Origin of the sequence: Vibrio sp. 10N.286.46.A8 (assembly GCF_041470165.1) — a bacterium.
GTDB lineage: Bacteria > Pseudomonadota > Gammaproteobacteria > Enterobacterales > Vibrionaceae > Vibrio > Vibrio tasmaniensis_A.
The window spans coordinates 1-12,996 of the sequence record NZ_JBFRLX010000128.1 but is presented as its reverse complement, the minus strand read 5'-3'; the positions used below and the strand labels follow the sequence as shown (position 1 = coordinate 12,996).

The 12,996-nt window shown below is 43.8% G+C and carries 13 protein-coding genes; 5 read left to right on the top strand and 8 right to left on the bottom strand.

Going from position 1 to position 12,996, the window contains the following annotated elements:
* The 5 genes from AB4232_RS13535 to AB4232_RS13515 all read right to left on the bottom strand — a co-directional run.
* Positions 1 to 107, bottom strand: a 107-nt coding sequence (locus AB4232_RS13535; RefSeq protein ID WP_372087336.1) for a cold-shock protein, incomplete at its 3' end; no start/stop codon positions are given.
* Positions 108 to 468: 361 nt separating this feature from the next.
* The gene (locus AB4232_RS13530) at positions 469 to 1,746 is read right to left on the bottom strand and encodes a cytosine deaminase (protein ID WP_372087333.1); all 1,278 of its coding nucleotides are present in this window, start codon (positions 1,744 to 1,746) and stop codon (positions 469 to 471) included.
* A 9-nt stretch (positions 1,747 to 1,755) separates the two neighbouring features.
* A complete protein-coding gene (gene codB / locus AB4232_RS13525) occupies positions 1,756 to 2,994 on the bottom strand; it encodes a cytosine permease (protein ID WP_032499239.1) in 1,239 nt (412 codons plus the stop codon).
* Between the two features lie 684 nt (positions 2,995 to 3,678).
* On the bottom strand, positions 3,679 to 4,902 hold the full coding sequence (locus AB4232_RS13520; protein ID WP_372087332.1) for an HlyD family secretion protein: 1,224 nt from the start codon (positions 4,900 to 4,902) through the stop codon (positions 3,679 to 3,681).
* Positions 4,896 to 5,246: a hypothetical protein gene (locus AB4232_RS13515; RefSeq protein WP_012600300.1), complete on the bottom strand. Its 351-nt coding sequence runs from the start codon at positions 5,244 to 5,246 to the stop codon at positions 4,896 to 4,898. Before AB4232_RS13515 ends, AB4232_RS13520 begins: the two co-directional genes overlap by 7 nt.
* Before the next feature lie 134 nt (positions 5,247 to 5,380).
* On the opposite strand from AB4232_RS13515, the gene AB4232_RS13510 reads away from it, so the two are divergent.
* Positions 5,381 to 6,388, top strand: a complete 1,008-nt coding sequence (locus AB4232_RS13510) for a helix-turn-helix domain-containing protein (protein ID WP_372087331.1) — start codon at positions 5,381 to 5,383, stop codon at positions 6,386 to 6,388.
* A 6-nt stretch (positions 6,389 to 6,394) separates the two neighbouring features.
* On the opposite strand, the gene AB4232_RS13505 is transcribed toward AB4232_RS13510, so the two are convergent.
* Positions 6,395 to 7,297: an urea transporter gene (locus AB4232_RS13505; protein WP_372087330.1), complete on the bottom strand. Its 903-nt coding sequence runs from the start codon at positions 7,295 to 7,297 to the stop codon at positions 6,395 to 6,397.
* An 82-nt stretch (positions 7,298 to 7,379) separates the two neighbouring features.
* Positions 7,380 to 8,039, bottom strand: a complete 660-nt coding sequence (locus tag AB4232_RS13500; protein ID WP_372087329.1) for a pyridoxamine 5'-phosphate oxidase family protein — start codon at positions 8,037 to 8,039, stop codon at positions 7,380 to 7,382.
* Positions 8,040 to 8,129: 90 nt separating this feature from the next.
* Between AB4232_RS13500 and AB4232_RS13495 the strand changes: the two genes are divergently transcribed.
* Positions 8,130 to 9,587: a PLP-dependent aminotransferase family protein gene (locus AB4232_RS13495; protein WP_372087328.1), complete on the top strand. Its 1,458-nt coding sequence runs from the start codon at positions 8,130 to 8,132 to the stop codon at positions 9,585 to 9,587.
* Positions 9,588 to 9,633: 46 nt separating this feature from the next.
* Here AB4232_RS13495 and yjeH read toward each other — a convergent pair whose 3' ends face one another.
* Positions 9,634 to 10,905 (bottom strand): L-methionine/branched-chain amino acid transporter, encoded by a 1,272-nt coding sequence (gene yjeH / locus AB4232_RS13490; protein ID WP_372087327.1) that lies wholly within the window; start codon positions 10,903 to 10,905, stop codon positions 9,634 to 9,636.
* A 243-nt stretch (positions 10,906 to 11,148) separates the two neighbouring features.
* Between yjeH and AB4232_RS13485 the strand changes: the two genes are divergently transcribed.
* The 3 genes from AB4232_RS13485 to AB4232_RS13475 all read left to right on the top strand — a co-directional run.
* Positions 11,149 to 11,610, top strand: a complete 462-nt coding sequence (locus AB4232_RS13485) for an Lrp/AsnC family transcriptional regulator (RefSeq protein ID WP_372087326.1) — start codon at positions 11,149 to 11,151, stop codon at positions 11,608 to 11,610.
* A 92-nt stretch (positions 11,611 to 11,702) separates the two neighbouring features.
* Positions 11,703 to 12,650, top strand: a complete 948-nt coding sequence (locus AB4232_RS13480; protein ID WP_372087325.1) for a LysR family transcriptional regulator — start codon at positions 11,703 to 11,705, stop codon at positions 12,648 to 12,650.
* A 100-nt stretch (positions 12,651 to 12,750) separates the two neighbouring features.
* On the top strand, positions 12,751 to 12,996 hold a 246-nt coding region (locus tag AB4232_RS13475), incomplete at its 3' end, for a LysE family translocator (protein ID WP_372087335.1).

Below are 12,996 nucleotides of genomic sequence, written 5' to 3'. Positions count from 1 at the left end.
GCACGGAAGTGTACGAATACGTCAGCGCCGCCGTTGTCTTGAGAAATGAAACCGAAACCTTTCTCTTCGTTAAACCATTTTACAGTGCCAGTATTTGTGTTAGACATAATTTGTCCCTTATTCATAAATTTTCTAAATTGTTGATTGCATTACTGCAATGCGCTGATAATTGAATTATTTAATATTGCTAAGAAATAAGGAAAAACTACTTACAAAAACGGGTAACGATTTTACATGTCATTTTTTACTATTCATCTAACTTAAATAACTCCGGCTAACAGAGCGAGTGCATGTTAACACAGTCTTTCGGGTTGTACACTCATTGATTGATAAATCAGCGAGTTTTTTTGTCATGTTGCGCTCGTTAACAAAAACTACCTACAACAGCTGATAGGTTTATAAAGTTACACGCCATGACAAAGTAAAAAGGAAGCCTAAGCCTCCTTTTCTTCGTTAGTATAGACGATATTATCGTTTGAAGTTGATATCTTCAGTCTTATCTAAATTAATTTTAGTCTTAGCTGGTTGAGTCTCTGCGATTATTTTTCCGTGGCGAATAGAGTACTGCACTGGAACTTGGCGACGTACTGCATCAAAACCGTTATCTGCAGGAAGAATTAGTAAGCTTCCTGGCTTACCTTCTTCAATGCCGTAGTTGTCTTGGATATGCAGTGTGCGTGCTGAATTTTTGCTGATCAAATCAAGCGAAGTGTTGATTTGGTCGTAGCCCATCACTTGCGTTACGTGCAGTCCCATGTGCAGAACTTGAAGCATATTCGCTGTACCTAGTGGGTACCATGGGTCAAACACATCATCGTGGCCGAAACACACATTGATATTCGCTGCGAGCATCTCTTTAACACGCGTTACACCACGACGTTTCGGGTAGTCGTCGAAGCGACCCTGTAAGTGAATATTCACTAACGGGTTAGCCACGAAGTTAATACCCGACATCTTCAATAGACGGAACAAGCGAGATGCGTAAGCACCGTTATAAGACCCCATCGCTGTGGTATGGCTTGCCGTTACCTTCTCACCCATTTCGAATTTGTGCGCAAGGGCTGCCAGCGTTTCAACAAAGCGAGATTGTTCATCGTCAATCTCATCACAGTGAACGTCGATCAGGCAGTCGTACTTGCGTGCAAGCTCGAACACGTAATGCAGAGATTCAACGCCGTATTCACGAGTGAATTCAAAGTGAGGGATAGCACCGATAACGTCAGCACCGATCTTCACAGCTTCTTCAAGCAACTCTTTGCCGTTGGGGTATGAAAGAATGCCTTCTTGAGGGAATGCAACGATTTGGATGTCGACCCACTCTTTCATCTCTTCGCGGACTTCAACCATCGCTCTTAACGCCACTAACGTTGGGTCTGACACATCAACGTGTGTACGCACGTGTTGAACCCCGTTCGCTATCTGCCATTTCAGTGTTTGCTTGGCACGAGACTTTACGTCTTCGATTGATAACAATTCTTTACGCTCAGCCCAACGCTCAATACCTTCAAACAAAGTACCAGAGATGTTCCAGTTAGGTTCTCCAGCCGTTTGCGTAGTATCTAGGTGGATGTGCGGTTCACAGAAAGGAGAAACTGCAATGCTACCTTCAGCATCAAGGATGTCACCTTGATGAGTGATTTGAGCGTCATTATCGAGAATGCGAGAAAATTGACCATTTTCAATCAGAATTTGTTTCAAGCCCTCTTGGTCTTGAAGTTTCGCGTTCTTGATTAATAAGGTTGTCATAGTGTGTCCTTAAGCGGCCTGAGATTTCAGAGCTTTTTTGTTCAATAGAGGATTTAGCACGAGGTAACTGATTGCACCACCAAACACGGCATTCAAAGGAACGATACCAGGTAGGAAGTGACCAGCGGCTACGCCTGTTGCTACCGCGATAATGCCAGCCCAGTTAACGGTTTGGAACTCTGCATTTGCAAAATCTTTGTAACGTTTACGGTTCGCGAAGAAGTCGGCGATGATTACGCCACCAATGGGTGGAATCGCTAGCGAAAGGAAGGTTAACCAACCAACGAAGTTGTTGTATAACCAAAGCGCGAAAATCGTACCGATAATGCCGTTAATGATAGACATTGTAGTACTTGAGCGACCTGTGATGTTAGATAAACCCAGACCTGACGCATAAAGTGCATTTTCATTGGTTGTCCAGATATTCAAGCCAAGCACGATGATGGCTGGAAGCAGTAGACCTTGCGCGATCATCACATCTGAAATATCAGCCTGACCGGTTGCTGCTGCGCCTGCTGCGCCGAAGATAAACATCAGCGAGTTACCGATGAAGAACGCGACCATTGTAATTAACACGGCGCTTGCTGGCTTTTTACCGAAGCGAACGAAATCGGCAGTCAACGTACCTGCACTTACAAACGAACCTACAACCATTGCTAGTGCCATTGAGAAGTCCATTGGCGTCTCTGGCTTAATCAGCTGCAGTTGCTCTAGTCCACCAACACTGTCTACGGCTGTTAGTACTGAGTAACCACCCAAAATTGCAATCGCGGGCACCGCAATTGCTGAAAGCACCATTAGCGCTTTAATACCGAAGTACACCGTACCTGTCATCAAAAGGCCTGACACAATAATCAAGGTGTTGGTATCAATGCCTGTGGCTTTCTGTACCGGAATTGCGAACATGGCAACGCCTACACCAAACCAGCCGACTTGTGTACCACCAAGTAGAGCAGAAGGAAGCCATGAGCCTTTAGTACCAAAAGAGAAACGAGCAAGGAGATGAGTAGAGAGGCCAGTAGATGAGCCGATGTAGCCAAGAAAAGAAGTGTAAATACCAAGAATTAGGTTACCGATGAGAACGGCGAGGAAGAAATCGTTGAAAGAAAGACCTGTCCCGAGTGAACCACCTGTCCACATACTTGCAGAGAAGAAAGTGAGTCCAAGCATTACCATGGTGAGTGAAGCAACTCCTTTCCTAGCCGATGTTGGAACCGGCCCAAGACTGTAGTTATTATCCGCAGCCATTTTTTACCTCCGCAATTGTTCAAAATTAAAATTAACGGTCACCGTATTGTAGGCAAACGTGCGCATTATGGTGATATAAATAACATAGTCAATGCTAGTTTTGTCAATAACCCATCTATTAAGGCGGTTATGTTAAAAATAGACATTTAAAACATAAGGTTAATTTTCATATTTATTCTTAAAAAATAATTAGAAAACGTTTTCTATGGCATAGGTGATGAGCCAGAATTGAACTTCACTATGAATGCTGGCGATTATGGCTATGAATGAGTGTCTGTATATTGGATGGACGATGTTTCTTAAATTGCAGGCAAAAAAATGGCCAATCGCAATACTCGCAATTGGCCTATATATATCGTGAACAAGAAAGGTTCACTAACAACGTCAGTTGGCTAGGTGACCCTCGGCTTAAGAAGGGTCAATATGTAGATTGCAGTTAGTGTGCCAACTTTTAAAGCAACGTAAAATGGGTGTTTGATAGCAATTTGGTGCGTATTTGAACGGTCTATTTGCATTTTGTAAGTTGGTAGTTGCGTTTTGCAATTGCATTTTGCGATTTGTGTTGCTTGTCATTAAGGAATAAACGATAAAAGTGAATACTGAATACTGAATACTGAATACTGCTTAGTTTCTTGATTTTTGCTGCACTGTCTGCAACTAACGGTAAAATAGATAAAACTAGTATTAGATCGAGTAGAAGAAGTATAACTGGGACTTCATTCTAATGATGATCCCGCGTATTACGTCTAGGAACGCCATAAAGCTGATCGGCTTCTCACCGCTTACCCAAGCTAACCCTACAGAGCCGACTGGAATATCGTAACCTTCCGCCTCGTCAATTTTTAAGCGGACAAAGTGGTGCTTGTTCTGAAGGTTTCGACCTGTGGTGACACGAACTTGTTCATCAATACCCAACAGGCTAGCTTGTGCTTCACCCGTCGCTTCAACAATGCCTTCTACGGTTGCGGAGAATATCTTGCCTGGGTATACCGCCGTTGCAAACTCAGCAGGCTGACCCACTTTTACGTTACGAATAGCTTGGTGATTCACTCGCATTAACACGTATTTTTCTTCAGTGTACATTTGGATACGAGGCATCATTGATACTCGTTGTCCTTCACGAAGAATGAAGTTAGTTACAAAGCCGTCAGTTGGCGCCGTTACTTTGGTACTGTTCAAATCCCATTGAGCTTGAGCCAATGTTGCTTTTGCCGAATCTACCTCAGTTTGTTTCTTACTGACGTTGGTTTCTGCTTTGTGGATGTTTAACTTCGCGTTCTCAGCATCAACTTCTTTCTTACTCAGTTGAGATGCCAATGTGGTGACGTTATACGTTGCCAAGTCTACCTTTGCCGTTTGTTGGTCGATGTCAGTCTCAGTAATCGTATGTTCTACAACTTTGTTTTGCTTTTGATAACGGTCAAGTGTTTTAGATTGCAAAACAAGATCTGTTTTTGCTGATTCTATCTGAGCGACAGAGGCTTTGATATCTTCAAGCGCTGATTGATAGCTTACTTTAGCGATGCTCACTTCTTGGTGAGCGGTATCCAAAGCAACGTTCGCCGATTCAAGTTGCACGTTAGCCTTATCTCTTGCAATAACATATTTGGTGTCATCAATTTCGTAAATGAGCTGACCTTCAATCACGTCTTGGTTCGGTCTAATGTGAACCTTGGTTGTTTTGCCTGACACATTGGTTGAATCTGGACGTAGCTGAATGTGTGGTGATTGAACGACTGAACCTCCAGAGAGATCCATCGGCGTGTAGTTAATGAGTCCAACCCAAACAAACAATAACCATGATGTACCACCTAGATAAGAAAATGCTTTGGTGCCCTTATTCCATGGCATACCAATAAGCCTAAGTAGATAGATGAACAGTGCCCACAGAGCTAAGCCTTCTAACATGTTTGGCTCTCCCCATCTTGATCATTCTTAACTTGTTGTTCTGTTGGTTCTGCAGGTGCTTTCCATGTGTCTCTCAGGTTTATGATGGCTTTTTCCATATCAACAAACGCTAAAATGACGGCAAGTACCCATACCCAGTGCCATATGAAGCCAATCCAAGTTAAAGCGGTGATTAAACCGAGCTGGTGATGCTCTTTACTGTGGGCTTTATTGATTGGTAATTCATGAACACGCCAAAAGCCGTAACATGCAGCTGCGATTGTTGCGACCAACACAACGCCAGCTACGACGTGTAATGCGGTGTCTGCGCCTGTTCCAACAAATGGGACACTTAGTAAACTCATTGATCAACCCTAAGTAAAATTTGAACGCCGAGTGTGATGGAAGTTGGATTTACAGGTTGTAAATTTACTAATTACTTCGATAATGGCAATTATATGATTTGATCTATGATCTCCTTTCTAAGGGTTAGCGACTAATGAACAATTGTAACTTCTTAAGAGCGTTAGGGATTTTGGGTATTTATCAACACGCTGTCACAAACTCTGTGGTTAATACGGAGCGTTTAGGTATTCCGAAGTCTGTATTTACTAACTCAATGAATCTTATTCCGGTCAATGAAGTCGATAAATGGTATGGGTTTCTTGAACAGCAAACTAATGATCCAGATATTATTCTGAAACTGTCTGACCGAGTGGATATTGAAAAATTAGGCCCGTTAACCAACTGGTTTTTTTCTGGACATGATCTTGCTTCTACGATCCGCCGAGTGAACATCGGCCTGCACTGTTTACAGTCTGGTGCGTTCTTATACGGTGCACAGGTAGGGACAATGATTAAATGGTGCTACGACAATCCTGCTTACTCAGAAACGGGTAAAGTGCATGACTCAATAAGAGTCGCGGTTTTCATTATGAAGATTTTACGTCGATATTTGGGTGATGACTTTAAACCCGTTGCGGTTTCAATAGCAGGTCGTCGAGAGAATGTTGACCTCTACCATGAATATTTCGGCTGTACGATTCAATGGGGACAGCCCCGCACAGAGGTTTGGATCCCGAGTGAATCGAGGTTATCCATCAATCAATCACTATCGAACAGTAAAGCAAATCTGGCGATGAACTTTCATGACTTGGATAACTATCTAAACATGCCAGATGCTGGTGATGAACATAAGGTCACCTATGAGATGATCAACTACAGTCGCCACTTTGGTTTACCAACCCTTCACAAGGTTTCCAGTTTATTAGGGCTCTCTGAGCAGCAGTTTCAACGCCGTTTGCATAAATCGGGCATCAATTTTTCTACCATTATGGGGTATGCATTAAGTAACGTGGCCGTGGAGTTGTTGATGTATTCAGTGCCAGTGGAAGAGGTCTCAAAGAGGTTAGGTTATACCAACGTCGCGAGCTTTAATCGGATGTTTAAGAAACATCGAGGTTTGACGCCTAAGCAGTATATTGAGCGTTTTGAGAGTCAATACTGATCGTCATTAGTCTTCATCTAGCTTTTTAAAATGAGTGGATAGGTAAACGGTTATCCAAGTACTAAGGACAAAAGGCGCGGTGAGTGGTAGCAGTGACAGTTCATGAAAACCAAGTGTGATTAGACAGCTCAACAGCATGCCTAATAGGATCAACGGCCAAGGAATTCGCGGATAGAACACAAGTGCTAGAGTGGTAAGAGTGGCGTTGTACCCGTAAAGACCTTGCTCAATTAGCGCGCCAGAAGCGCCAATCATGTGGCTAAAAACAGTGCTGATTAACACTGCGAGTACTACCCATAGCGCATGCTTGATATTGTTGAGTGCGATGGCAACCAAGATGACTAGACCCGATAGTGCATTATCGATAAAGCTGACTTGGCTGATCCCTTTCAATAACGGGAGCACCGCTGTTGGTAAGCTGAACCACGAGTCTACCTCAAGACTGATGATGGGTATCAATGCGGAGTTGGATGGAGAAAATGCCGATAGATCCAAGGCTGATTGGATAGCATAAATCAGCCAACTGGTGAGGATAAAGGCACTAGTGTAACCGCGATATTTCTTAAAACTGAATACGATGCGGGCAATAGGTACTGTGAGTAATGCGCCTAACATTGTCACTACAACCAAAAATGGGGTGACACCAAAAAAGTTACCGATAAATAAACCAACTAAAGCGCCATTTAGCGCATACATGCCATTCTCAATATCATGAGACGGTTTATTGGTCAGTAAGGAAAATCCGTAGCTGCAACTCGCACCGAATAAGGTAAGCAAAGCCAGCGCAAGTGACTCAATAGAAATGGCAAACAATAGCAGAATCGACGTCATAACAGACGGAGTGAAATAGACTTGCCCAATGCCATTGAGCAAGCCTTGAAATGGTGGAATATCCTTATTCGTTCTCATCGTCTGACTACATTATTATTCTATGTTGAATCTTTGTAGCTCAGATTGTATGCAATTTTATTAAGTTGACCATCTTTGTGTATTAATTCTGATACCAACGCTCACCATAGGCTTGTTGGTAATCAGGTGTTTCAATGATGCCTTCTTGCTCTGGAACGGTTTCTAATGGCCCAACGACCGTTCGATAAGGTAATACGCCAGCCCATACTGGGATATCCATATCGGTTTTATCATCATTCACACCATGTTTACCAATCTTCACGGAGGCTTCCGTTAAAGGTATCGCCAAAAGCTCGGTTGCGGTGAGCTCTTTCTCATTACTGAGCCTCACTTCGTCGGTTCTACCCGGCGCGATTTGCTCAATAAAGATGTTCAACAAGCGATCCTTTTCTTGGTTGTCATCAATAACTGAAAAAGAACCCAATACCACTGCAGAACGATAATGCGCACTGTGGTGAAATGCCGAACGAGCTAACACCCAACCATCGAACAAAGTGAACGTTAAACAGGTTGGCTCTCCTTTTTTTAAGCCTTTCAACAAGCGGCTGTTTTTAGCGCCATGAATGTAGACCTTGTCATCCACTCGCCACGCGAGCATTGGAATAACCATTGGTCCATGTTCGCCTTGCAATGCAATGTGTGCGATTAAGCTCTCATCTATGATTTGATGAAGTTTCTCTTGTTCAAATACGGCTTTGTGAGCCCCTTTTTTAATCGTGGTTCTTTTCGTGTTAGATAACATAATCGCTCCTTAATCATTGCCTTTTGATTAATGTAGCGATTAACTGGTCTATTAAATAGAGCCACTTTTAAACACTATTTGGATCCAGTTATGCAGCCTATTGATGTCGGTGACCTACAGTTAGACGAGCAACATGACACACGTCAAACCGCCTTGTTTCATGCGATCAGAGAAAAGATTGTTCAAGATTTATGGAGTAAGGGCAGTAAGTTACCTTCTACACGTAAGCTAGCCGTCGAGTTATCGGTGAGTCGAAATACAGTGATTTATGCGTACGAGCAACTGGTCACCGAAGGCTATATCGAGAGCAAGCAAGGTTCAGGCTTTTATGTCTCAGTTGAACAACCAGAACACTTCTTAAGCTTGTCTCAGTCAAACAGTGCTCAGGGTACACAGGTTAAGCACGTAATAAGTAAGTCGAGTGCAAACATAGCGAAACCTAACGACATTAACCGCAGCTTTGCGCCCGGAGTCCCTGACTTAGATGTGTTCCCTTTTGCGAAATGGCAGAGGCTGCTGCAACGTCACTCTACACGTCAGAACATTGCGGGTAATCAAGAGGTTCAGGGAAGCTTGGCCTTGAGGGAAGCGTTGAGTGGGTATCTCGCAAGCAGTCGTTCAGTTCATTGCAGTACGGATAGAATCATCATCACCGCAGGTGCTCAGCAAGCCATCTCAATTGGTTTGATGGCAACGTTAGCGATGGGCGACAAAATCCTCGTGGAAGAACCCGGTTATCGACAAGTGCATAAAATTATCGATCTGTTGAGACTAGAGCTGGATGGTGTGAGTGTGCGTGAAAAGGTGGGGCTAGATATTGAAAAAGTGTTGTCCAGTAATGCTAAGGCTCTGTATGTCACGCCGAGTAACCAATACCCAATGGGCACGACTTTAAATACTGAGCAACGCCTTAAACTGATCGATTGGGCCAATCAACATCAGTCATGGATCATTGAAGATGACTACGACAGTGAGTTCCAGTTTGCTCATCGCCCTTATACCAGCATGCAAGGTTTGGCGGGTAAGTTGGGATTCGATGATCGCATCATCTATGTCGGATCCCTGAGTAAGGTGATGTTCAATGGCTTGCGACTAGGTTATTTGGTTGTGCCAGAAAATTTGTTGACGAAGTGTCTTGAGATTAAAGATGCGCTCACTGGAGACACGGCGTCACATACACAAGAAGCGCTGGCGGACTTTGTACGTGAAGGCGATTTATTGCGTCATATCAGAAAGATGCGTCGTTCATACAAACTCAAGCATGAAGCGATGATAGAAGTGATTAAAAGTGAGTTTCATGGCGATCTTGAAGTGATCAGTCAGGCTGCAGGGCTACATGTGACCGTAAAGTGGTATCAAGGGATATCTGAACATGAGTGGAGCTGTAGAGCAGAGCTTGAAAATATCATCATTCGTCCTTTTGACTTTTATGAATATGGACCAAGTGATGCTCGTGATTGGAGCGGTGCAGTGCTGGGGTTTGGAAATATCCGACTGGCTGACATAAAGCCGAAGATCAAACAGATCGCTCGGCTTTTTTATCAGTAATATTGGTAGGGCTTGTTTACAATTTTCTGATTCATCACTAATCGAGTTACAACTTGTCGATAGAGACGGTGGGTTTACCTTTACCTAGCCACTTCCGCCAAGGGAGTGACAATGTCACAAAAACAGTCACAGCATAGAGCATCGACCAACTTAGACAGATAAACACCAAGGTACAGATCACCAGTGAGAGCATGGCAATGTATCTAGATGCGCCAGTCAATAATCGGCAAGCCGCTAACATCGCAAGCAGATAAACCAGTACGAAAATACCGTTGGCGAGTTTAAGAAAGAATTCGAGATCCAAATTAGACAGCTCGCCGATTACACACGAGATAAGCGCAATAAAGCCAATTGCTAAGGTTGGATAAAGTGGTACGCCACGGCTGTTGAGCTGCGCCATTTTACTGGTCGGAGTGTGTTGGCGAGCTTGAGCCCAAATCATGCGAGACAAGCTTTGGGTGTAAAGGTTTAGGCTAGCAAAACAAGCAAAGAAGCCAAGTACACTGATAACGGCTTTAAAGCCATTGCCAAACAATTGCTCTGTCACCCATGGGATAGAGGCAGCATCAAATTCTGGTGAACCATAAGCGCCTAGCTTGATAATAACCACTGAACAAGCCCAGTACACTAAGCCTGCGACGAAACACCCGGCAATGATGGCGATTGGGAAGTCACGTTGTGGATTCTTAAATTCCTCTCCCATGTGAGCAAAGGCTTCGATTCCTACAAAGCACCAAAACATAACCGCCAGAGCAGCACCAATAGACCACATTGAATCGGATGTCATAGTCGGAAGCGCGATGTCAGCTGCAGTGATGTCGGCTTTCCAGACAAAAGCGCTGACTAAAGCAAAAATCGATAAGGCAATTACGGTTTGCAGGCGGCCTGAAGATTTACTGCCCATCAAATTGACGGCAATAAGCAAAGCGACGGTAAAGGATTGAGCACCTAATGGTGTGTCGAGTGGTGCTGGTAACAGTTGTTGAGCAAAGCCACCTGCCAATGCAATCGCCGCTGGAATACCGACAGGAATAACACTCACAAACAACCAAGCTACACTGGTTTCTAATCGCTCGCTGAATGCTTGGCGTACAAAATAGGCCGTGCCTCCTGCATTGGGGTAGCGTTTCCCTAATGCTGCGAAGGTTAGTGCAATCGGGCAAATAGCGATAAACAGGATTAACCATGCTAGTAGCGATAACTGCCCTGCAATGCCTGCCGCGATAGCTGGGATCATAAACAATCCTGTGCCAAGCAAGGTCGTAGAGAGTTGTCCAATTCCTGAAATAAGCGTGATTTCTTGTTTGAGTTGCGTCATTCGCTGTCCTTGCTATTGGCTTTGATATCGGTTTTATGGTGCAGTCTTGTGAGGCCGAGATTGAAAGCATACATTGTCGACATCAATAATACAGCTAGCGAAACGTCTTAAGACACCGTCAATTTAACGGTATTAATTTGATTAAGCGTGAAAGTGTCGGCTGTCATAATGGCTGTTATAAGTAAGAAAGTTGTGTCAAATTAGGCGTTATAAATAGAACAATAAATGGAAAGAATCAGAAGCATGGATAAATTTGATCGCCAAATTTTAGATATTCTAAAAACTAACGCTCGATGTTCAGTGAGCGATATCGCCAGAGATGTCAGCCTGTCTCGCTCAGCAGTGAACGCCAGAATCAAGAAACTGGAAAACGATAAGATCATCACAGGATATTGTGCACAGGTGACCGAGCCTGATTTACCGAAGAACGTTGGCGCTTATATCTCTTTGAAGTTTGACATGTCGAGCAGTAACCATAATTGTGAGTCTTACGCTAAAAATATCTACGCCATTAACGGTGTGCAGTGGTGTCACTCTATTAGCGGTGAGACCGACATGATGCTTTATGTTGAAGTTGAAAGCATGGATCGTTTGAACCAAATCCGCGACCAGCTGCAAGGCTATCCTGAACTTCGACATCTTATGACTCATACTGTCTTAACGGAATTCTTCAATAAGCAAACTTCGTCTTTTAATATGTCTTGAGTGAGTGCCGCTTACCTTCACCGTGTCGTCATCTGTCAGTACTTACTCAACTTATTCTAGTCACTCTATTCTTATTCACTCTAAGGTTGCTGATGTTAGGTAATATCAATTTAAATTTACTGCGGTCGCTGCATGTGCTTCTTGAAGAGTGCCATGTCAGTCGAACAGCTCAGCGTCTGCACATCACGCAGTCGGCGGTTAGCCGTCAACTTGCTCAGCTTAGAGATCTATGTGGTGATCCTCTTCTGGTTCGTGATGGGAACAAACTGGTTCCAACCAACCGTGCTTTGTTGCTTAAAGGCAAGCTCGATGACTTGTTGGGCGAGTTTGACCACTTATTAGATGATAAGCCATTTGATCCACAAGATTGGCAAGGTGAATTGGTGTTGGCTTCGAGTGATTATGTTGCTCAGTATATCTTGCCCATTATTGTGTCCGAGGTGTCGAAGGACGCGCCCCATATCAACTTGGCTTATCGTTTGTGGCAGCCTAACTTCCTTGAAACGCTCAATGAATCAGGTATTCACTTGGCGTCGAGTATGTTCCCCAAAAAGCCGGATCATGTCTCAAGTATCAAGCTCGGAGAGGATAAGTCCGTGTGTTTGATGAGAGCCTCTCATCCGTTGGCTAAGCAATCAGCCATAAGCTCGGAAGACATCGTGAGTTACTCACATATCAAAGTCACGGGTGGGGGAGACAAAGACAGCTATTCGGATATTGCGTTAAAGAAACAGGGACATAAACGCAGAATCGCGTTGCAGGTGCCGTTCTTTTCATCGGCGGGAAACGTGTTAATGCAAGACGACTACTTGATGATTGTGCCGGAGCATATTGCTTATAACTTGGGTCGACATCTCGATGTCGCTTACTTTTCGCTGCCGTTTGAGACAGAAATGCATACCTATTGGCTGATGTGGCATCCTAAGTATGATAACGACTCTGCCCATAAATGGGCTCGAGAGAAAGCGTTTAAAGCCATCCAAAAGTCGAGTTACAATATAAGTATGATTTCAAATTATACCAGTGATGATAATCTTTGATTTCAAATAATACCTACTGCGGCTTATTGTAAGCGCTAAGTATTGAGTATTAATTGTAGAGTGTTCAGCTGGAACGCTTTGTTTTACTAGGAATGGAATGATGACAGTAACAATTTGGTTTTCTTTATTAGCTATCTGCTTGTTGGGTGCAATGTCTCCGGGCCCAAGCTTGGCGATGATCGCTAAGCACAGTTTGGCTGGTGGCCGTATGAACGGACTTATCGCAGCTTGGTCACACGCTGCGGGCATAGGTATTTACGCGTTCGCAACCATTGTCGGTTTAGCGGTGTTACTTGAGCAATCACCAATGTTATTTAAAGGCATCAGCTTGGCGGGGGCAGCTTAT